Raw genomic sequence first — 20,583 nt, forward strand, 5'->3', positions numbered from 1 at the left:
ATACCAAATGACCTATACCCCGCATGGCAAGCATCTGATCGCAGGCGATTGGGTAAAGACAGAGACCCGTTTCAACTCTGACCCGGCGCACGGGCCCTCGCATGAGTTCTGCATGGGCACGGTCGAGATGGTGAATGCCGCCTGCGAAGCGGCCGAGGAGGCGTTCTGGGACTATGGCTATTCGAGCCGCGAGACCCGCGCCAAGTTCCTCGAGACGATTGCCGACGAGATCGAGGCGCGCGGCGAGGCGATCACCGAAATCGGTACGCAGGAAAGCGGCCTGCCCGAAGCGCGTCTGAACGGCGAGCGCGGGCGCACCACCGGCCAGCTGCGGATGTTTGCAGAGCATATCCGCAAGGGCGACTATCTGGATCGCCGCCACGACAAGGCGCTGCCCGATCGCCAGCCGCTACCGCGCCCCGACCTGCGGATGATCCAACGTCCCATCGGCCCGGTCGCGGTGTTCGGCGCGTCGAACTTCCCGCTCGCGTTTTCGACGGCGGGCGGCGACACGGCCTCGGCGCTGGCGGCGGGTTGCCCGGTCGTGGTGAAGGGGCATCCGGCTCATCCCGGCGCCGGAGAGATCGTGGCCGAAGCGATCAAGGCCGCCGTCGAGAAATGCGGAATGCCCAAGGGGGTGTTCAGCCTCGTCCAAGGCGGCTCGCATGATGTGGGGCAGGGGCTGGTGCAACACCCGCTGATCAAGGCGGTGGGCTTCACCGGCAGCTTGGGCGGCGGCAAGGCGCTTTACGACCTTTGCGCGCAGCGTCCCGAGCCGATCCCCTTCTTCGGCGAACTGGGCTCGGTCAACCCGATGTTCATGCTGCCCGAAGCGATCAAAGCGCGCGGTGAGGATCTGGGCGTGGGCTGGGCGGCCTCGCTGATGATGGGGGCGGGCCAGTTCTGCACCAATCCCGGCATCGTGGTCGTCAGGGAAGGCACCGAGGGCGAGAGTTTCGTGAACGCGGCCCTCGCAGCGCTCGAGGCCGGTGGCTCGCAGGTCATGCTGACCGACGGCATCGCCGAAGCCTATACCAAGGGCGCCGCGCGGTTCGAGGAAGCTGGCGGCGTTCAGCAATTGCTCACTCAGGTCTGTGACCGGCGCGAGGCTAAGCCCTACCTGTTCCGCGTCTCCGCCGCCGACTGGCTGGAGAACGAGGTTCTCTCTGAGGAGGTGTTCGGCCCGCTTGGTCTGATCGTGACGGTCAAGGATGACGACGAGATGGTGAAGGTCGCGCGCAGCTTCTCGGGGCAGTTGACCGCGACGCTGCATATGGATGACGGCGATGCGGCGCTGGCCGGACGGCTGCTGCCAGTGCTGGAGCGCAAGGCGGGCCGGGTGCTCGCGAATGGGTTCCCGACCGGCGTGGAGGTCTGCGACGCGATGGTCCATGGCGGGCCGTATCCGGCGTCCACGAATTTCGGCGCGACCAGCGTCGGCACGCTCGCGATCCGGCGTTTCCTGCGGCCCGTTTGTTTCCAGAACATTCCCGAGAACCTCTTGCCCGAAGACCTGCAGGGGTGAGAGGCTTCCGCAAATTGCGGGAGGATTCATATGAGCGTGTTTGACGACAGGGTTTGCGAACTGGGGGAGGGGCCGTTCTGGCATCCCGAGCGCAGTCAGTTCTTCTGGTTCGATATCCTGAACCGCAAGCTGCTGACGCGCGATGCCAGCGGGCCGCTCGAATGGCAGTTCGAGGGCATGGCCTCGGCGGCAGGCTGGGTAGATCGCGAGCGGATGATCCTCGCGACCGAGACCGGCCTGTCGCTGTTCCATATCGGCGAGGGCACTCTGGAGCCGCTCGTCGAAGTGGAGGCCGACGATCCCGGCACCCGCTCGAATGACGGGCGGGCGGATCGGCAGGGTGGCTTCTGGTTCGGCACGATGGGCAAAGAGGCCGAGCGCGGGCGCGGCACGATCTATCGCTATTACCGGGGTGAGCTGCGCCATCTCGTCTCGGGGATTTCGATCCCAAATGCGATCTGCTTCACGCTCGATGGTCGCACGGCTTACTACGCCGATACGCCCAGCCATAAGGTCTGGTGCCAGCCACTGGATGCGGAGGGCTGGCCCGAGGGCGAGAGCCGGCTGTTTCTCGACCTCTCGTCCGAGGGCCTCTACCCTGACGGGGCAGTGGTCGATGCAGAGGGTGGCCTCTGGTGCGCGCTTTGGAGTTCGGGGCGGGTGGCCCGTTTCGATGCGGAAGGCCGCATGACCCATCATCTCGATCTTCCGGGGAAGAACAGCACCTGTCCGGCCTTCGGGGGCGCGGATATGCGCGACGTGCTGGTCACGAGCGCGCTGGAGGGCATGACCGACCCCGATGCGGATCAGGGGCTGTCCTATCTGCTGCGCGCGCCGGTCGTCGGTGTGCCCGAGCCGCGCGTGATCTTGTAACTTTTGTCGCGAGTCAGCTCGTGCGGCGTTCGCTCGCCGCACGCCGACTCTGAGTCGCGAGGGCAGGGCAATCCGGCCTTCGCGACCGCTTCGTGACACCGAAACCGTCACAAAAACCGCCTGCAGGCTGTCATTTTCTCGGCGAAATTTACGTAGGGGGCGCCGTATGCGCCCCATGCCTCGCGGCCTTGCGATAATGGCGTGATCGCCGGAGTCGTGTGAAAGGCCCTATGGAGCTTCCGTTTTCGGGGTTTCTTGCCCAAGGCGTGTCGTGATCCAGAAGCCCCTAAAAACGCCAGATTATCACGCCCTGTCACGCCATCGCGACTGTTACATAGCTGTCAAAAAGCCCCGTCATGAGTGCACCCAGCGGACGGGACGAGTTTCGTTACCGCGTTCATAGCTTCCGAATTCTGACAGCGAGGACTGTTCAATGTTCATCACCCGCCTCACCCTCACCGCCGCGATCGCCGGTGCGACGCTGGCTTCGGCCGCCGCGGTGCAGGCCGCCGACATCTCCGGCGCCGGCGCGACCTTCCCCTATCCGATCTACTCGGCTTGGGCGAAAACCTACAAAGAGAAGACGGGCACGGGCCTCAACTACCAGGCCATCGGCTCGGGCGGCGGCATCAAGCAGATTGAATCCCGCACCGTGACCTTCGGCGCGTCCGACAAGCCGCTGGGCGGCGACGAGCTGGAGAAGAACACGCTGGTTCAGTTCCCGACCGTCATGGGCGGCATCGTTCCGGTCGTGAACGTCGAAGGCATCAAGCCGGGCGAGCTGGTTCTCGACGGCGAGACGCTGGCGAAGATCTACGAAGGCAAGATCACCAAGTGGAACGATCCGGCCATCGCCAAGCTCAACGAAGGCGTGAAGCTCCCCGACGCGGCGATCGCCGTCGTCCACCGTTCGGACGGTTCGGGCACCACCTTCAACTACACCTATTACCTCGCCTCGGTCGATGAGACCTGGAAGAACGACATCGGCGTCTCGACCGCTGTCGAATGGCCGGTGGGCCTTGGCGCCAAGGGTAACCAGGGCGTGGCTGCGAACGTCGATCAGACCAAGAACTCGATCGGCTATGTCGAATATGCCTACGCGCTGCAGAACAACATGACCTACACGGACATGATCAACAAAGCAGGCAAGAAAGTCGCGCCGAAGGCCGAAGCCTTCGCCGCAGCCGCCGCCAATGCCGACTGGTCGAGCCAGCCGGGCTTCGGCGTCATCCTCGCCAACCAGCCGGGCGACAAGACCTGGCCGATGACCGCGGCGACCTTCATCCTGATGCACAAGGATGCCAAGGACGGTGCGGCTTCGACCGAAGCGCTGAAGTTCTTCGACTGGGCCTATGCGAACGGTGGCGATGCTGCCGCCAAGCTGGACTACATCCCGATGCCCGAAAACGTCGTGGCTCAGATCAAGAAGGAATGGGGCCAGATCAAAGGCAAGGACGGCAAAGCTGTCTGGTCGATGAACCACTGATCCTTCCTGCCATAAACACCTTCGGGGGAGGGCTGCATCTGCGGCCCTCCCTTTCTGCGATTTTGAGTGGAGTGCGCGATGACGGCGACAAGCGATTACGACAGCGGCGTGAAGAGCACGCGCCCGGTGGCCCAGTCCGACCGGATATTCGGCTCTTTGACGCTGGCCGCCGCGGTGGTGGTGCTGCTGGTTCTCCTGGGCGTGTTCGCCTCGCTCGTCATGGGGGCGTGGCCGGCGTTTAAGGAATACGGGCTGCCGTTCCTGTGGACGGCGAAATGGAACCCGGTGACCGACAAGTTCGGCGCGCTGGCGCCGCTTTACGGCACGGTCGTCACCTCGATCATCGCGATGGTCATCGCGGTGCCGGTGGGGCTTGGCATCGCGATTTTCCTGACCGAGACCTGCCCGCGCGTGCTGCGCCGACCCTTGGGGATCGCGATCGAGCTGCTCGCGGGCATCCCCTCGATCATCTACGGCATCTGGGGCCTCTTCGTCTTCGCGCCCTTCATGCAGAGCTATATCCAGCCTTTCCTGATCGACACGCTGGGCCATGTCCCGGTGATCGGCACCCTCTTCGCGGGCCCGCCCTACGGGATCGGGATGCTGACCGCGGGGCTGATCCTCGCGATGATGATCCTGCCCTTCATCGCCTCGCTCGCGCGCGACATCTTCCAGACGGTGCCGCCGATGCTGCGTGAAAGCGCCTACGGCATGGGCATGACCCGCTGGGAGGTGAACCGCCATATCGTGATCCCGCATGTGCGCACCGCGCTGGTGGGCGGCATCATGCTGTCGCTCGGCCGCGCGCTGGGCGAGACGATGGCCGTGACCTTCGTGATCGGCAACGCGCATCGCATCTCGGGCTCGATCCTCGCTCCGGGCACCACGATCTCGGCGGCGATCGCCAACGAATTCACCGAGGCCACGACGCCGATCTACACCTCGTCGCTGATCGCGCTGGGCCTCGTTCTGTTCATCCTTACCTTCATCGTGCTTGCCGCAGCCCAGTGGATGCTCAAGCGCATGAAGCAAAAGTCGGGAGCGTAAGACATGGCTTCGATGACCCGCAGAAAGACCGTCAACGCGGTGATGATGACGCTGTCCACGGGGGCGGCGGCGCTTGGCCTGTTTGTGCTGGCCGTGATCCTGCTCTACCTGCTCTACAAGGGAGCGAGCGCGCTGAACCTTTCCGTCTTCACCCAAGACACGCCCTCGCCGATGGAGCCGGGGGGCTTGCGCAATGCGATCCTCGGCTCGTTGATCATGTCGGCGATCGCGGTGGCGATCGGGACGCCGATCGGCATCCTCGCCGGGACCTACATGGCCGAATACGGGCGCTATGCGAAGCTGTCGAAGGTGATCCGCTTCGTGAACGACATCCTGCTGTCGGCGCCTTCGATCATCGTGGGCCTCTTCGTCTATCAGGTGCTCGTCGTCAGCCTCGGGCATTTCTCGGCGCTCGCGGGCTCGGTCGCACTGGCGATCCTCGTGATCCCGATCGTCGTGCGCACCACCGAGGACATGCTGCGCCTCGTGCCCGACCAGCTGCGCGAGGCGGGGCTTGCGATGGGTTGGCCGCGCTGGATCGTGATCCGCACGGTCGCCTACAAGGCGGCGATGGCGGGGATCGTGACCGGCGTGCTGCTGGCCATCGCCCGGATTTCGGGCGAGACCGCGCCGCTTCTCTTCACGGCGCTGTCCAACAATTTCTTCAGCCTCGATTTGACGCAGCCTATGGCTTCGCTGCCGATCACCATCTTCCAATTCGCGCTCTCGCCCTATGACAACTGGCAAGCCCTTGCCTGGGCTGGCGCGCTTCTCATCACCGTCGCGGTGCTGGCGCTGTCGATTGTCGCCCGCCTCGTCACCTCCAAGAAGGAGAAACACTGATGGATACCCTCATTCGCGACCGCTCGCCGATGACCTTCGACGGGGTCGATCCTGCGCCGAAACCGCGCATCTCGATCAAGAACCTCGATTTCTTCTACGGTGATTTCAAAGCTCTGAAATCGATCAATCTCGACCTGCCCGAGAACCGTGTGACGGCTTTCATCGGCCCGTCGGGCTGCGGCAAGTCCACGCTCTTGCGCGTGCTCAACCGGATGTATGATCTCTATCCGAAGCAGACCGCGACGGGGGAGGTGCTGCTCGATGGCGAGAATATCCTTGGCAAGAAGGTCGATCTGAACCGGCTGCGCGCGAAAGTGGGTATGGTGTTCCAGAAACCCACGCCCTTCCCGATGACGATCCACGAGAATATCGCTTTCGGCCTGCGCCTTGCGAATTACGCGAAATCCGAGATCGACGACCGGGTGCAGGCGGCGCTGAAAGGGGCGGCGCTCTGGGACGAGGTGAAGGACAAGCTGCAAAGTTCGGGCCAGTCGCTCTCGGGCGGCCAGCAGCAGCGCCTGTGCGTCGCGCGCACCATCGCGGTGGAGCCGGAGGTGATCCTGCTCGACGAGCCGGCTTCCGCGCTCGATCCGATCTCGACCGGCAAGCTGGAAGAGACGATCCACCAGCTCAAGGAGCAGTTCACCATCGCCATCGTGACCCACAACATGCAGCAGGCGAGCCGCGTCTCCGACCGCACCGCCTTCATGTATCTGGGCGAGCTGATCGAAGAGGGCGAGACCGCGCAAATCTTCACCCGCCCGCGGGTCGAGCGCACCTCGGATTACATCACCGGGCGGTTCGGCTGACCGAACTGCTGCCTTGTTCTTGCAGGGACGCGGGCGTAGAACGCGGCCAGTATTCAGCGGAGTGGTGACATGGCTTTGAACAGACGGCGTCTTCTGCAACTCGGTGCGGCTTCGATGGCGCTGGCGGCCAGCCCGCGCGGTGCGATGGCCGCGTTCGATCCCAAGCCCACGGGCTGGCGCAGCTTCGAGCTGGTCACCAAGGTCAGCCTGCCCGGCGGTGGCGAGACGGCGCAGCTTTGGGTGCCGGTACCTTCCGTGCATGGCGACGGCTGGATGAAGCCTGGCGCGGTGAACTGGGAAAGCGATGCGGACGAGGTGCAGATCGTGAATGCGTCCGACACCGGCACGCCGATGGTGCATGCGGTCTGGGGCGCCTCCGACGGCCCGCGTACGCTGACCCTGACCGCGCAGGCGCAGACGCAGGACTTCGTGGTCGATCTGAGCAAACCGGGCGACGTGGAGCCGCTGGACGAGGTCGAGCGTGCGCGCTTCACCGCCGCGACCAAGCTGCTGCCGACCGACGGGATCGTGAAGCAGACCGCCGACTCGATCACCCGCGGGAAGACCGGCGATCTGGAGAAAGCCCGCGCGATCTACGAGTGGATCGTCGAGAACACCGTGCGCAACCCGAAGACGCCGGGCTGCGGTCTGGGCGATATCTCTTTCATGCTGACCTCGGGCGACCTGTCGGGCAAATGCGCCGATCTCAACGCGCTCTTCGTCGGGCTGTCACGTGCTGCCGGTCTGCCTGCACGTGACGTCTACGGTATCCGCGTCGCGCCCTCGCGCTTCGGCTACAAGAGCCTCGGTCTGAAATCCGAAGATGCCACCGGCGCGCAGCATTGCCGCTCGGAAGTCTGGCTGAGCGGCTTCGGCTGGGTGCCTGCCGACGCGGCCGATGTGCGCAAGGTGATGCTGCAGGAAGGCGAGGGCCATCTGGGGCTCAAAGATCCCAAGGTGGTCGACGTGCGCGCGAAGCTGTTCGGCGCATGGGAAGGCAACTGGGTTGGCTATAACTACGCGCATGACGTGGACCTGCCGGGGTCGGACGGGCCGGAGCTGCCCTATCTGATGTATCCGCAGGCCGAGATCGACGGCAAACGCCGCGATTATCTAGACGCCAAGGACTTCACCTATCAGATCACCGCGCACGAACTGTCGGCCTGAAGTCTCTCGTATCGGTGACAATCGCGCACTTTCCCTTGGCGCCCTGCGGCGCTAAGGGCGTTTGCAGGAGGTGCGCCAGATGCGTGTTTTCATAAACGGGTTCGGACGGATCGGTCGCTCGGTGCTGCGCGCCTGGGCGGAGGCACCTGCGCGCTGGCCGGGGCTCGAGATCGTGGGCGTCAACGATATCGAAGCGCCCGAAATGCTCGCTTACCTCTTCGAATATGACAGCGTGTTTGGCCCGTGGCGCGGGAGTGTCACGCTGGAGCCGGGCGCGCTGGTGATCAACGGCACCCGGATCGCGCTGCACCGGGCGGATGATATCTCCACGCTCGATCTGTCGGATGTCGATCTGGTGATGGAATGCACCGGCCGCGCCGACAGCCCGCAGATCGCGGGGCAGGGGATCGCGGGTGGCGCGTCTCGCGTACTGATTTCCGGACCTGCGAAAGCGGCCGAGATCACGGTGGTTCTGGGCGCCAATGACGCGGCGCTGAACGGGCAGAAGATCGTCTCCAACGCCAGCTGCACGACAAACGCTCTGGCGCCGCTTGCGCGGCTGATCGACGCGGAATTCGGGATCGGCACCGGTTCGATGACGACGGTGCATTGCTATACCGGCTCGCAGCCCACGGTCGACAAGCCTCGGGGCCCTATGGAGCGCTCGCGCGCGGCGGCGCTCTCGATGGTGCCGACGACGACCTCCGCGGGCAAGCTGATGGAAGAGGTGCTGCCCGACCTCGCCGGTCGCCTGATTGCGCAGGCGGTGCGGGTGCCCACGGCCTCCGTCTCAGCGGTCGATTTGGCGGTGACGGTGAAAAAAACCGCTACGGTCGAGCAGGTCAACGCGGTGCTGCAAGGCGCGGGTGGCGTGATCGGCACGACCGGGAAACCGCTCGTCTCCACCGATCTGCGCGCGCGCCCCGAGAGCATCGTCATGGCGCTGCCCGAGACGCGGGCGACCCAGCATGGGCTGATCCGGGTCTTCGGCTGGTATGACAACGAGTGGGGCTTCTCCAACCGCATGCTCGATATGGCGCTGCGGATGGGCTGACATGAAAAAGCCCCGCCGGTTGGGCGGGGCTTCGTGTCGTGTTCGCTTGGGCGCGGATCAGTTCCGGTTGCCCATGAATTGCAGCAGGAACATGAACAGGTTCAGGAAGTCCAGGTAGAGCTGCAGCGCGCCGATGATGGCGGCCTTGCCCATGAACTCCGAGTCGCTGGCTGCGAGCTGCAGATAGGTGTTCTTGATGTTCTGCGTGTCGTAAGCCGTGAGGCCCGCGAAGATCAGAACGCCGATCACTGAGATCGCGAAGGCCATCGCCGAGGAGGCGAGGAAGATGTTCACGATCGAGGCGACAATCAGGCCGATCAGACCCATCATCAGGAACGAGCCCATCGCGCTCAGGTTACGCTTCGTGGTGTAGCCGTAAAGTGAAAGACCCGCGAAGGAGATCGCCGTCACGAGGAAGGTCTGCGCGATCGAGATGCCGGTATAGGCGGCGAAGATGAAGCTGATCGACAGCCCCATAAGCGCGGCATAGACGAAGAACACGATCTGCGCCGTGCTGGTCGACATCTTGTTGATCATCGCGCCGAAGGCGAAGACGATCGCCAGCGGAGCCAGCATCACAACCCATTTGAGGCCCGAGCCGAAGATCGCGGCAACGAGCGCCGGGTTCGTACCCACACCAAACGCCACGGCCCCGGTCACCAGCATCGCCAGCGACATAAGCCCGTAGACCTTGTTCATATGTGCGCGAAGACCCTCGTCAATCGCAGCCTGACGCGTGCCCGCCTGGGGGGTCCGCATCGTTTCGAAATCAGCCATCAGCACCTCCAACTATATCTCCCGGTCGTCCCTCGGACCGGTTTCGGTACCGATATTGGCAGAGCAGCCCCGAAATTCAAGATTTGGGGCTGCCTGAAAATGCGCCCTTTCACACTGTTTTCACGTCTTTTGTCTCAGCGGCCCGCGCGCCAGTGATCGGGGGCGTCCCAAATCCGGCGCCGTGCCTCGAATGCGGCCTCGGTCTTGCTCAGCCCGAGGTCGTCGAGAAGCCTTGAATCAAGGCGCTCGAGCGCCCGGCGCGACCGGTGATAGGCGGCCATGCGAGCGAGGGTCGCAAAGAGGCCGCGCCGGGCGGGACGGGCAGGGGCGCAGCAGGCGGCGTTGCGCCGGGTCAGGAAGGTCATCGTCTCATCCTCCGTGGCAGATCGTTCCTGCAATGAAAGATGGCGCAAGTTTATTGATGATGAAAACGAATGATTGTGCTATTGAGCATCACGAAACGTGATGGATGGGTGGCATGGCGCAAAACCTCGATATCGCGGCGCTGCGGGCGCTTCTCACGGTCGCCGAGACCGGGTCGGTGACGCAGGCGGCGCGACTTCTGAACCTGACGCAATCGGCGGTCTCGATGCAGATCCGTCGCTTGGAGGAGGCGCTCGACAAGGGGCTCTTCGACCGGGCGAACCGCAAGATGGCGCTGACCCGTGCGGGGCGCTCGCTGCTGGACCACGCCCGCCGCATCTGTGCCGAGAACGATGCGGCGCTGGCGCGACTGCGCGCGGCGGATGCCGAGGTGACCGTGCGGTTCGGTCTGCCCTATGATCTGGTCAGCCCGCAAATGCCGGGCCTGCTGCGCGCGATGGCCGAGCAATGGCCGATGGTGCGCCTTCAGCTTGTCTCGCGCCGTTCGTCGGTGCTGCGCCGGATGTTCGATGCGGGGGAGCTCGATATTATCCTGACCACCGAAGACAAGCCCGGACACGAGGCCGAGGTGCTGGCTTCCGATGACCTGGTCTGGATCGGCGCGCAGCTCGGGCGGGCCTTTTGCGAGCGCCCGCTGATGCTGTCGATCGAGGAAAGCTGCGCCTTCTATGACGCGGCACTGGAGGCGCTTGAATCGGTCGGGATCGAGGCGAAATCCGCTTTCGAGGGACAATCCGACGAAATGGCGAGCGCAACGGTGGCGGCCGATATGGGCGTCGCGGTGCGGCTGTCGCGATATATCCCGCTGGGCTGCGTGGCCCTGGGGCCCGAGAGCGGCCTGCCGGCGATCGGCCGCTCTCGCATCTGCTTCTATGACACGGGACGATTGACCGGCGATCCGGTCGATGCGTTTCGCGCCATGCTCCGCGAGGCCTATGCCTGAGCGCCGATCTCGATGACCAGCTTGCCGGTGGAGCGGCGCGCGCGCAGATCCTCCAGCGCGTCGGGGATCTGCTCCATCGGATAGGTCGCGCCGATATGCGGGTTGAGGCCGCCCTGCGCGAACCAGTCGAAGAGCCGCGCCATCGAGCCGGTCAGCACCTGCGGGTCGAGCTTGAGATAGCCGCCCCAGTAGAGCCCGTGGATCGCGATATTCTTCACCAGCGCGTGGTTGAGCGGCAGCTTCGGCTGGCTGCCGCTGGCGAAGCCGATCACGAGGTAACGCCCGCCGGGCTTCAGCGCGCGGAACGCCGCTTCGCCCGCCGGGCCGCCGATCGCGTCATAGACCACGTCACAGCCGCCAAGCGCCTTGATGGCCCCCTTGAGGTCGTCGCTCTCGCTGTCGAGCGTCTCATCGGCCCCGGCGTCGCGCGCGATTTGCTGCTTCGCCTCGCCGCGCGCGCAGGCGATCACCCGTGCGCCCATCTTCTTGCCGATCTCGACCGCGGTGAGGCCGACACCACCAGCCGCGCCCAGAACCACCAGCGTCTCGCCCTCGGCAAGCGCTGCGCGCGTCTCCAGCGCCACATGGCTGGTCCCGTAGGCGATCTGGAAGGCCGCAGCCTGCGCGTAGCTCATCGCGTCCGGCATTGGGGTGCAGCGGGTTTCCGGGAAATTTCCCGACTCGGCCAGCCCGCCTTGTCCTGCGAAGACGGCGACGCGGGTGCCCGGGGTGAGGGTGCAGCCCTCGCCTGCCGCGATGACCTCTCCCGCGAGCTCCATCCCGAGCGTGAAGGGCGGGGTGGGGGTGTCTTGATATTTCCCCTCGATCATCAGCAGGTCGGCGAAGTTCAGGCCGCAGGCCCGGATGGCCACCTGCACCTCGCCCGGCCCCGGCGCGGGCAGGGGGATTTCGGTCAGCTCGGGGCGTTGCCCGGGGGCGGTCTGAACATAGGCGCGCATCGAATGCTCCGGCAGGTTGTGTCTTGAGGCGGGTCGGCCAAGCGGTTGGACCCTTCGTTGCCCGTGATAAACCGCGCGAGAGATCAGGACCAGCCCGCACATTTGGCGCCGGAAGCGACCCCGCGGCAGGTCCGATCCGCGGGTTGACGCGCGAATCAATCCCTCGTGAAAGACCGGTTAGCGCCACCATCTTCCCCTACGGCACCTGAGTCGTTGATTTGCAAATCGCAAAACACGCGGAAGGCGAATAGCGGGCGACCTATCCTTTAGGTTAGGTGTGCTGCGGAAAGCCGCAAATTCCCTGTCTTTTTAGACAGGTTTGCGATTTTACCCGCGCAGGCCACACTCAGCGCACGGTAGTTTGCGGGTGAAATTGGCTTAAAGGGGAAAGAGTATGAAGCATCCGGTTGATGTCCACGTGGGCAAGCGGATCCGGCACCGGCGCTGGATGATTGGGATGACCCAACAACAGCTTGCGGACAAAGTTGGGATCAAATTCCAGCAGATTCAGAAATACGAAACCGGGATGAATCGCGTCTCGGCGTCGCGTCTCTGGGATATCGCGGATGCGCTCGAGGTTCCGATCTCGTTCTTCTTCGAGGGTCTCGCGGAAGACAGCGGGATGCAACCGGAAGTGGCGGGGGATATCCTGTCCGACAAGGAGGCGCTCGCACTCGTGCGTTCCTATTACGCGATCCCGGAGGCGCAGCGCCGCCGGCTGTTCGAACTGGCCAAGGTTCTGTCCGACGCGGCCTGAGCGCCATGCAGACGAGTTTAGGCGCAACTGGCGACCGAATGTGGGGCGGTCGGCAGCTTGACCCGGAGAAGGGGGGCGGTTACCGCTCCCCTTATCTCATTTCTGGGGGGCGGTTGCGGTGACGGCACGGCCCGGGGAGGACACCGATGCTTGATCTCGACACCGATACCCGTGCGGCGCTCGCCGTGCTGGCCAATGACCTTGCCGATTGCGCCCGTCGCGAGACCCTGGCGCAGTTCCGGCCCGTGGGCGGGATCGGCGCGGATAACAAGCTCGAAGGCGGTTTCGATCCGGTGACCGAGGCCGACCGCTCCGCCGAGGCCGCGATGCGCGCCCTGATCGCGGAACGCCGCCCGCAAGACGGCATCTACGGTGAAGAACATGGGGTGACCCGTGGCGAGAGCGGCCTGACCTGGGTGCTCGACCCGATCGACGGCACGCGCGGCTACCTGTCGGGTACGCCGACCTGGGGCGTGCTGATCGCGCTATGCGCCGAGGAAGCGGATGGCCCCGGCGCGCCTATGATGGGCGTGATCGACCAGCCCTATATCGGAGAGCGTTTCACCGGCGGCTTCGGCCGCGCGACGCTGGAGGGGCCGCATGGCGGGCGCGATCTCGGCGTGCGCAGCGGGCGCGGGCTCGACAGCGCGACGCTTTTCACCACCTTCCCCGAAGTCGGCACGCCCGACGAAGGCGCGGCCTTCGCGCGGCTTTCGCAACAGGTGCGGCTGACACGCTACGGGATGGATTGCTACGCCTATGCGCTGCTCGCCGCCGGCCAGATCGATCTGGTCGTCGAGGCGGGGCTGCAGCCCTATGACGTCGCGGCCCCCATCGCCGTGATCGAGGCGGCGGGCGGCCTTGTCACCAACTGGCAGGGCGGTCCGGCCCATCGCGGCGGGCAGGTGCTTGCTGCGGCGTCGCCCGAGATCCACGCAGCCGCGCTCGACGTGCTGAACGGCTAACCTCTTCCTCTTGGCAAAAATATCCCGGGGGGCTTGCGCAGCAAGCGGGGGCAGCGCCCCCTCCACCCTCAGTCCTTGCGCTTGCGGAACAGCTTCTCGCGTCCGATCCGGTCCAGCAGTTCGCGCGTGGCTTCCGTGCCGAAATGCTGACGATGGGCGAGGTCGGGCAGGCGGTTCGAGATCTCGCGGCCCAACTCCTCGGGAAGCAGCGAGAGCGTCGCCTCCGAGACCATCAGGCTCTCCACCGGGATGCCCTCGGCATAGATGATCTCGTGCCGGTCGAAGACCAGCGCGTAGTAATCGACGAAACCGCCCTCGCGCTGCCAGACATTCTCGCCATCGACGAGATGCTTGGCCTGCACGAGGATTTCCGACGTATCGCCCAGCTTGTGCGCGCCGCGGCGATAGAGGAACACGCGGTGATGGGGCGAGATCACCAGGTCGCCTTCATTGCCCAGCACGCCTGCCGAAATCACGACCGGCGCGAAAGATCCCAGTGCCCGCATCGTCGCTTTCGCCACCAGCTTCACCGGTTGCGGGCCATTGTCGCGAGTCAGCACGCGTGCGCCCGGCGTGAGTTGCTCGATCGGCATCTGCGCGCCGCCCGCGAGCGTGATCATCGTGCCGGTGGTGAAGGCCACGCAGACGAGGTCCGACAGCAGCGCCTCGCCGGGATCCTCGCTGGCTTCCAGCAGCGTGTAATCGAAGCGCGCCGCCATCGGCGAAAGCGGCAGCGCATAGAGCGCGCCAGTGGCGTCGTGCTGGATCATCAGGATATCGACCGTGTCGCCCTCGGGCGTGATCAGCAAATGCCGCGCGATCAATGCGAGCGCATCGCCCGGCGCGCCGATCTCGGAGCCTGTCGCCACGATCGGCGCGGCCCCTTGCTGGGCCAGCACGAGGCGGCGCGGTTTGGCGGCACGATGAAGCTGATAGATGTCGCCGGGTTCGCAGTCTTCGGCAAGACCGAGCGCGTCGCCATGATTGGCCCCGGAGGTCACCCAGATATCCTCGGCCTCGAAGACGTGAACGATCTGGCTCGGGTTGGACACGCGCTCTCCCTCGCCCTGCCGGGCCGTCTGAAACTGATGGATCGCATCGGCTTACCGCGGGCCGCTCCCGATGGTCAAGCGGCGACAGCGCGCTTGTCCTCCCCCGCGCGCAAGCTACTGTCCGAGGCGAAGCTGGCAGGGCGGCGCGCGGTGTTTCGTGCGAAGGTCCCCGCCAGATCACGCCGGAGAATGACAGTAAAGGAGAGGGCGCGATGGATCTTGGGATCAAGGGCCGCAAGGCGATCGTATGTGCGGGGTCGAAAGGGCTTGGACGGGGCTGCGCGATGGCGCTGGCGCAGGCGGGCGTCGAGATCGTGCTGAACGCGCGGGGTGCCGATGCGCTGGCCGCGACCGCGAACGAGATCATGGCTGCGACCGGGGTGACCGTGACGCCCGTGGCCGCCGACATCACCACGCCCGAGGGGCGCGCGGCGGTGCTGAGCGAAGCGGGCGAGGTCGACATTCTGGTGACCAATGCGGGCGGCCCGCCTCCGGGCAACTGGCGCGACTGGTCGCGTGACGATTTTATCGCGGCGCTCGACGCGAACATGCTCGCGCCGATCGCGATGATGCAGGCGGTTCTGCCTGCCATGATCGAGCAGCGCTGGGGCCGGGTGGTCAACATCACCTCGCAATCCGTCCGCGCGCCGATCGCGCAGCTCGGCCTGTCGAACTCCGCGCGCTCTGGCCTGACGGGCTTCGTTGCGGGCACCTCGCGGCAGGTCGCCGAATATGGCGTGAACATCAACAATCTGCTGCCGGGCCTGCACGCGACCGACCGCGCGGTGTCGCTCGATACGGCGGCGGCGAAGACGAAGGGTATCTCGGTCGAGGAGGCGAAGGCTGAGCGCGAAGCGACGATCCCGGTGCGCCGCTACGGCACGCCCGAGGAGTTCGGCGCGACCTGTGCCTTCATGTGTTCGGCTCATGCGGGTTTCATGGTCGGGCAGAACGTGATGCTCGACGGCGGGCTGAACAACATCTCGATCTAAGCCGGACCTGCCGGTCTGCCGGGCTTGCTTGGGGGGCGGGGGGCTGTTATCTCCCGCCCTGCATTGCCTGACACTTTCGGTCGAGATTTCGCTACATGAGCGCACAATTACCCCCTCCGCGCCTCGAAGTTCGCGCGCTTGGCCGCGTGTTCGACGGGCGGGCCGTCGTCGATGACGTGTCCTTCGCGATCCCCGCGGGGCAGGTGACCTGCCTGCTAGGGCCTTCGGGCTGCGGCAAGTCGACGACGCTGCGGCTGATCGCGGGCGTCGACATGCAGGATACGGGCGAGATCTACGTCGATGGCAAGCTGATCTGCGACACGGTGTTCCGTATCCCGCCCGAACAACGCGCGATCGGGTTGATGTTTCAGGACTTCGCGCTGTTTCCGCATCTGACGGTGGCCGAGAATATCGCCTTCGGCCTCAAGGGCGATGCGGCGGCGAAGCGCGCCCGCGTGACGGAACTGCTCGAGAAGGTGCGGCTCACGCGGCATCGCGACAGCTATCCGCACGGGCTTTCGGGCGGCGAGCAGCAGCGCGTGGCACTGGCGCGTGCGCTTGCGCCCCGGCCGCGTATCCTCTTGATGGACGAGCCTTTCTCGGGACTGGACGAGCGCCTGCGCGACGATATCCGCGACGAGACGCTGGCGCTTCTGAAAGAGGAAAACACGGCCGTTCTGCTGGTCACGCATGAGCCGCATGAGGCGATGCGGATGGCCGATGAGATCCTGCTGATGCGCGGCGGGAAAATCGTGCAGCGCGGTGCGCCCTACAACCTTTACAACGCGCCGGTGGATCGCGCGGCGGCGGCGTTCTTCTCGGATGTGAACGTGCTCAAGGGGCAGGTGAAGGACGCGCTGACCGAGACCGCATTCGGCGATTTCCTGACGCCGGGCCACGCAGACGGGACCGAGATCGACATCGTGATCCGCCCGCAGCATCTGAAGATCGATTTCGACCGGGCAGGGCGCGGCCCGGCCCCGACGCCGCAGGACGGCACGCCCGCGCGTGGCGTCGTCGAACGCGCGCGCTTCTTGGGCCGCGAGAGCCTCGTCGAGTTTCGGATGGATTTCGACGGCACGATCCTGCGCGCCAGTGTTCCCAACGTCTTCCTGCCGAAGCCCGGCACGCCGATGTGGTTGATGATCCGCCGCGATCGCTGCTTCGTCTTCCCGGCGAAAGAGGCCGGCGTTTAAGCGCTCAGCGGTCTTGCCGCCCCGCGCGTCCGCCCCGGCGCTTTCGCAGTTGCGGCGCGCGCTCGGGCAGCTCCGCCATCACTTCGCGGCGCGCCTCGGGCGTCATCCGCGACCATGCGCCGATTTCTTCCATCGTGCGGTAGCAGCCGATGCAGATCCGCGCCTCGGGGTGGATCTGGCAGAGCTTGACGCAGGGGCTCTCGATCTCGGCGCGTTTCCAGATGTCGTCGGTGTTTTGCGGATCGTTCATGCCGCCCCCAGATAGCGCAGCCGATCCAGCGCGCCTTGCAGGATGAAGCTCGCCGCGACGTGGTCGATCGCCTCGGCGCGTTTGGCGCGCGACATGTCGGCCTCCAGCATCGCGCGTTCGGCGGCGACCGTGCTCAGCCGCTCGTCCCAGTAGCCGATCGGCAGATCGGTGAGGCGGCTGAGGTTGCGGGCGAAGGCGCGGGTCGATTGGCAGCGCGCGCCCTCGGTTCCGTCCATGTTCTTCGGCAGGCCGAGGATCAGGCCCTTCAGCTCGCGCTCCGCCACGATCTTCAGGAGCGCCTCGGCATCGACGCCGAATTTCTTGCGTTTGATCGTCGAGAGCGGCGTCGCGACCGAGCGCAGCCCGTCGGACACCGCGACGCCGATGGTCTTGGTGCCCAGATCGAGCCCCGCGACTCCGCCCATGCGCGGGATCGCTTCGGCGAACTCTTCGATCGTCTCGCAGATCATTCCGCCACACCTGCCGATTTCGCGGCTGCCTCGACCTGAGCCAGCGCGTCCGGGTTGTCGGCCAGCGCCTTTTGCGCCTCGCCCCAGGCTTCCTTGGCGCGTGCGTTCTCGCCCAGAGTCGCGAGCGACGAGATCACGCGGGCCCATTCCTGCGGCGTGCCGCCGTCGGTGGTCAGCCGGTCAAAGAGACCGTCGACCATGCCCTGGATCATCTGCTGGCGCTCCTCGGGCGTCATGGACTGCGCGTCCTTCATCTGCTGGGCGCTCGGGCCGGGGAGGGCGGGTGCCGCTTGCGGTGTGCTCTGCCCCGCGGAGGCGCCGCCCATATCCTTGAGCGCCTGACCGGCCGGGGCCTGATGGGCTGCGTCGATCTTCGCCATGTCTTCCGGGCGCGAACCGAATTTGCTCTTCGCTTCGCCATAGATCGCATCGGCGCGGTCGACCTCGCCGATCATGCGCAGCGACGAAATCAGACGTGCCCAATCATCCGCGCTACCACCTTCCTGTGCGAGCCGGTCGTTCAGCCGTTCTACCATCGAGCGGATCATGTCCTGACGGGCCTCGGGCGACATGTCCGCAGCTGCCGCGACATCGGCCTGCGACGGGCCGGGGGCGCCGCGCGGTCTGGGCGGGTTGTAGTCCTTCTCGCCCGCGAGCCATGCCAGGTCGTTAATGTTCTGCCGCATCATCGGCACCCAGGGGTCGCTATTCTCCGAGTTGCGCAACGCGCTGTCCCAGAAGCGGAACGCGCGGTCGGCACGCCCGTTCTGCAGCATCATCAGGCCGACATAATAGAGCGACAGCCCGTTCTTCGGATCCATCGTCAGTGCGGTCGCGAAGACTTTCTCCGCCTCGGGGGTGATTATTCCGCCTGCCGCCACGGCCATCATGTCGCCCAGTTCGGCGTAATCCTGCGCCGTCGCAGAATCTCCCTTGGTCGCGACGAGACGCTGCTGCGCCTTCCATGCGGCATCGAAGTTGCCCAGAGTCGCCTCGTTGCGTGCCAGCAGTTCGAGACCTTTCGGATCGTTGGGCTTTTTCGCCACGGCTTCGCGCAGCTTCTTCATCAGTGCGAGGAATTGCGGATCCGGATTGGATTGGGGGGCGGTCGCGCGGGCTTTTGCCATTTTCTCGGCTTCGGCCTGCGAGGGGCGGCTGTCGTAGAGCTTGTCCGCATCTGCAAGACGCACACCGATAGGCTGGTCCTCGTACCCGTCCTGCCCCACGTAATCGTAAAGTGCGAATGCCCCGCCGAAAATCACGACGACGCCGAGCACGACCGCGATAGTCGCCCCTTTCGGCGCGCGGCCCAGATCGGAGCCTGCCTGCGCCTTGCGGTCGGCCTCGAGCATCCGGCGCGAAATTTCCAGCTTCGCGCGGTCGGCTTCCTCGCGAGAGGTGACGCCGCGTTCGACGTCGCGCTCCAGATCGCGCAGCTGGTCGCGATAGACCTGCACGTCATACGAGGCCGCAGGGGCCATCTCGTCCTCGCCGCGCCCACGCAGCAGCGCAAGGGCGAACAAAAGCGCGATGACCGCAACGAGCGCGGCGGCGATAATCCAGAACAGCATGGCGTCTCCTCATCCTTCGTTCCCCATTTAGGCGAGATGACGCCGCGCCGAAAGGGTCTAGCGCGTGAATGGAACTCGATGTCGCAGGCCCATGTCGCTTTTTTCCCTGCGATGCCGCAACAGGGGGGCTTTCGTCCGCCGCCCCGGTCCATCACAAAGGCGAAAGAGTCGAGACTGCTCGGAGGCGCGCTCATGAAACGCTATTCGATGTTTGCCGTTGCACGTGAGGCGATGCGCTTCCATCGCGGCTGGGAACGAGCATGGCGCTCCCCCGAGCCGAAGAAACGCTATAAGGTCATCGTCGTTGGGGCGGGCGGGCATGGCCTCGCCACTGCCTATTACCTCGGTAAGGTGCATGGCATCACCGATGTCGCGGTGATCGAGAAAGGCTGGCTGGGTGGCGGCAATACGGGCCGCAACACCACGATCATCCGCTCGAACTACCTGCAGGATCCCTCGGCGGCGATCTACGAGAAAGCCCGCGCGCTCTACGAAGATCTGAGCCAGGATCTGAACTACAACGTGATGTTCTCGCCGCGCGGCCTTCTGATGCTGGGCCAGACCGAGCACGAGGTGCGCGGCTACAAGCGCACGGTGCACGCCAACCGCCTGCAGGGCATCGACACCGAATGGATCGGGCCGCAGCAGGTCAAGGATCTCGTGCCGATCATCAATATCGACGGGCCGCGCTACCCGGTGCTGGGCGCGCTGCTGCAAAAACGCGGCGGTACGGCACGGCACGATGCGGTGGCTTGGGGCTATGCGCGGGCCTGTTCCGACATGGGCATGGATATCATCCAGAAATGCGAAGTGACCGGCGTGCGCACCGAAGGCGGCAAGGTGCAGGGTATCTCGACCAGCAAGGGCGAGATCGACTGCGAACAGCTCGCCATCGTCGTCGCGGGACACTCCTCGGTCATGGCCGAGATGGCGGGCTTCCGTCTGCCGATCGAGAGCGTGGCGCTGCAGGCCTGGGTGTCCGAGCCGATCAAACCCTGCATGGATGTGGTCGTGATGGCCAACACGGTGCACGGCTACATGTCGCAATCCGACAAGGGCGAGATGGTGATCGGCGGCGGCACGGACGGGTTCAACAACTACACCCAGCGCGGCTCGTGGCACCATGTCGAGGAAACCACCCGCGCGCTGGTGGAGACCTTCCCGATCATCTCGCGCCTCAAGATGCTGCGCCAATGGGGCGGCATCGTGGACATGACCGGCGACCGCTCGCCCATCCTGTCGAAAACTCCGGTCGAGGGCATCTTCGTCAATTGCGGCTGGGGCACCGGCGGGTTCAAGGCGATCCCGGGCTCGGGCTATGGCATGGCCGAACTGATCGCGCGCGGCCACTCGCCGCTGACCGACCAATTCGGGCTCGGCCGTTTCAAGGAAGGCCGCTTCATCGACGAAAGCGTCGCCGCAGGGGTGGCGCACTGATGACCTCCCTTACTTCTTCCTCTTGG

21 protein-coding genes are annotated in these 20,583 nt (G+C 65.3%); 14 read left to right on the forward strand and 7 right to left on the reverse strand.

Annotated elements, in window-relative coordinates; genetic code table 11:
• Nucleotides 1-7 precede the first annotated feature (7 nt).
• The 8 genes from BMI89_RS05195 (at nt 8) to BMI89_RS05230 (ending at nt 8,804) form a co-directional block, all read left to right on the forward strand.
• Nucleotides 8-1,525, forward strand: a complete 1,518-nt coding sequence (locus tag BMI89_RS05195) for an aldehyde dehydrogenase (NADP(+)) (RefSeq protein WP_078570084.1) — start codon at nt 8-10, stop codon at nt 1,523-1,525.
• A gap of 24 nt (nt 1,526-1,549) precedes the next feature.
• Nucleotides 1,550-2,398, forward strand: coding sequence for an SMP-30/gluconolactonase/LRE family protein (locus tag BMI89_RS05200; RefSeq protein WP_143593822.1), 849 nt, complete (start codon nt 1,550-1,552; stop codon nt 2,396-2,398).
• A gap of 433 nt (nt 2,399-2,831) precedes the next feature.
• Nucleotides 2,832-3,884 (forward strand): phosphate ABC transporter substrate-binding protein PstS, encoded by a 1,053-nt coding sequence (gene pstS, locus BMI89_RS05205; protein ID WP_078570086.1) that lies wholly within the window; start codon nt 2,832-2,834, stop codon nt 3,882-3,884.
• Nucleotides 3,885-3,962: 78 nt separating this feature from the next.
• Nucleotides 3,963-4,931, forward strand: coding sequence for a phosphate ABC transporter permease subunit PstC (gene pstC, locus BMI89_RS05210; RefSeq protein ID WP_078570087.1), 969 nt, complete (start codon nt 3,963-3,965; stop codon nt 4,929-4,931).
• A gap of 3 nt (nt 4,932-4,934) precedes the next feature.
• On the forward strand, nt 4,935-5,774 hold the full coding sequence (pstA, locus tag BMI89_RS05215) for a phosphate ABC transporter permease PstA (RefSeq protein WP_078570088.1): 840 nt from the start codon (nt 4,935-4,937) through the stop codon (nt 5,772-5,774).
• A 29-nt stretch (nt 5,775-5,803) separates the two neighbouring features.
• Entirely contained in the window at nt 5,804-6,583 is a 780-nt protein-coding gene (pstB, locus tag BMI89_RS05220; RefSeq protein WP_075776999.1) for a phosphate ABC transporter ATP-binding protein PstB, read from the forward strand.
• Nucleotides 6,584-6,652: 69 nt separating this feature from the next.
• A complete protein-coding gene (locus BMI89_RS05225; protein WP_078570089.1) occupies nt 6,653-7,750 on the forward strand; it encodes a transglutaminase domain-containing protein in 1,098 nt (365 codons plus the stop codon).
• Nucleotides 7,751-7,829: 79 nt separating this feature from the next.
• Nucleotides 7,830-8,804 carry a glyceraldehyde 3-phosphate dehydrogenase NAD-binding domain-containing protein gene (locus BMI89_RS05230; RefSeq protein WP_078570090.1) on the forward strand — a complete coding sequence of 325 codons (975 nt, stop codon included), beginning with the start codon at nt 7,830-7,832 and terminating at the stop codon, nt 8,802-8,804.
• Between the two features lie 57 nt (nt 8,805-8,861).
• On the opposite strand, the gene BMI89_RS05235 is transcribed toward BMI89_RS05230, so the two are convergent.
• On the reverse strand, nt 8,862-9,581 hold the full coding sequence (locus tag BMI89_RS05235; protein WP_078541880.1) for a Bax inhibitor-1/YccA family protein: 720 nt from the start codon (nt 9,579-9,581) through the stop codon (nt 8,862-8,864).
• Nucleotides 9,582-9,715: 134 nt separating this feature from the next.
• Complete coding sequence (locus BMI89_RS05240) at nt 9,716-9,946, reverse strand: DUF1127 domain-containing protein (RefSeq protein WP_078570091.1); 231 nt, start codon at nt 9,944-9,946, stop codon at nt 9,716-9,718.
• A 113-nt stretch (nt 9,947-10,059) separates the two neighbouring features.
• Here BMI89_RS05240 and BMI89_RS05245 point away from each other — a divergent pair, with 113 nt between their 5' ends.
• Complete coding sequence (locus tag BMI89_RS05245; RefSeq protein WP_168176773.1) at nt 10,060-10,908, forward strand: LysR family transcriptional regulator; 849 nt, start codon at nt 10,060-10,062, stop codon at nt 10,906-10,908.
• Here BMI89_RS05245 and BMI89_RS05250 read toward each other — a convergent pair.
• Nucleotides 10,899-11,867 carry an NADPH:quinone oxidoreductase family protein gene (locus BMI89_RS05250; RefSeq protein ID WP_078570093.1) on the reverse strand — a complete coding sequence of 323 codons (969 nt, stop codon included), beginning with the start codon at nt 11,865-11,867 and terminating at the stop codon, nt 10,899-10,901. The two genes, BMI89_RS05245 and BMI89_RS05250, sit on opposite strands and share 10 nt — an antisense overlap.
• Before the next feature lie 394 nt (nt 11,868-12,261).
• On the opposite strand from BMI89_RS05250, the gene BMI89_RS05255 reads away from it, so the two are divergent.
• Nucleotides 12,262-12,624 carry a helix-turn-helix transcriptional regulator gene (locus BMI89_RS05255; protein ID WP_078541876.1) on the forward strand — a complete coding sequence of 121 codons (363 nt, stop codon included), beginning with the start codon at nt 12,262-12,264 and terminating at the stop codon, nt 12,622-12,624.
• 146 nt (nt 12,625-12,770) lie between these two features.
• Entirely contained in the window at nt 12,771-13,589 is an 819-nt protein-coding gene (locus BMI89_RS05260) for an inositol monophosphatase family protein (protein ID WP_078548079.1), read from the forward strand.
• A 68-nt stretch (nt 13,590-13,657) separates the two neighbouring features.
• On the opposite strand, the gene BMI89_RS05265 is transcribed toward BMI89_RS05260, so the two are convergent.
• A complete protein-coding gene (locus BMI89_RS05265) occupies nt 13,658-14,641 on the reverse strand; it encodes a Hint domain-containing protein (protein WP_078570094.1) in 984 nt (327 codons plus the stop codon).
• A 212-nt stretch (nt 14,642-14,853) separates the two neighbouring features.
• Between BMI89_RS05265 and BMI89_RS05270 the strand changes: the two genes are divergently transcribed.
• Together BMI89_RS05270 and BMI89_RS05275 are read left to right on the forward strand one after the other, a co-directional pair.
• Entirely contained in the window at nt 14,854-15,633 is a 780-nt protein-coding gene (locus BMI89_RS05270; RefSeq protein WP_078570095.1) for an SDR family oxidoreductase, read from the forward strand.
• A gap of 95 nt (nt 15,634-15,728) precedes the next feature.
• Nucleotides 15,729-16,829, forward strand: coding sequence for an ABC transporter ATP-binding protein (locus BMI89_RS05275; RefSeq protein ID WP_078570096.1), 1,101 nt, complete (start codon nt 15,729-15,731; stop codon nt 16,827-16,829).
• 4 nt (nt 16,830-16,833) lie between these two features.
• On the opposite strand, the gene BMI89_RS05280 is transcribed toward BMI89_RS05275, so the two are convergent.
• Genes BMI89_RS05280 through ccmI form a run of 3 tightly spaced genes read right to left on the reverse strand, consistent with a single transcriptional unit; the run spans nt 16,834 to nt 19,120 of the window.
• Nucleotides 16,834-17,079, reverse strand: coding sequence for a DUF1289 domain-containing protein (locus tag BMI89_RS05280; RefSeq protein ID WP_078548071.1), 246 nt, complete (start codon nt 17,077-17,079; stop codon nt 16,834-16,836).
• Nucleotides 17,076-17,549, reverse strand: a complete 474-nt coding sequence (ruvX, locus tag BMI89_RS05285) for a Holliday junction resolvase RuvX (protein WP_078520288.1) — start codon at nt 17,547-17,549, stop codon at nt 17,076-17,078. Before ruvX ends, BMI89_RS05280 begins: the two co-directional genes overlap by 4 nt.
• On the reverse strand, nt 17,546-19,120 hold the full coding sequence (ccmI, locus tag BMI89_RS05290; RefSeq protein ID WP_078570097.1) for a c-type cytochrome biogenesis protein CcmI: 1,575 nt from the start codon (nt 19,118-19,120) through the stop codon (nt 17,546-17,548). Before ccmI ends, ruvX begins: the two co-directional genes overlap by 4 nt.
• Before the next feature lie 192 nt (nt 19,121-19,312).
• Here ccmI and BMI89_RS05295 point away from each other — a divergent pair, with 192 nt between their 5' ends.
• Complete coding sequence (locus BMI89_RS05295; protein ID WP_078570098.1) at nt 19,313-20,557, forward strand: sarcosine oxidase subunit beta family protein; 1,245 nt, start codon at nt 19,313-19,315, stop codon at nt 20,555-20,557.
• The last annotated feature ends 26 nt before the right edge of the window (nt 20,558-20,583 follow it).

It is taken from the genome of Thioclava sp. F36-7, assembly GCF_002020075.1.
GTDB lineage: Bacteria > Pseudomonadota > Alphaproteobacteria > Rhodobacterales > Rhodobacteraceae > Thioclava > Thioclava sediminum.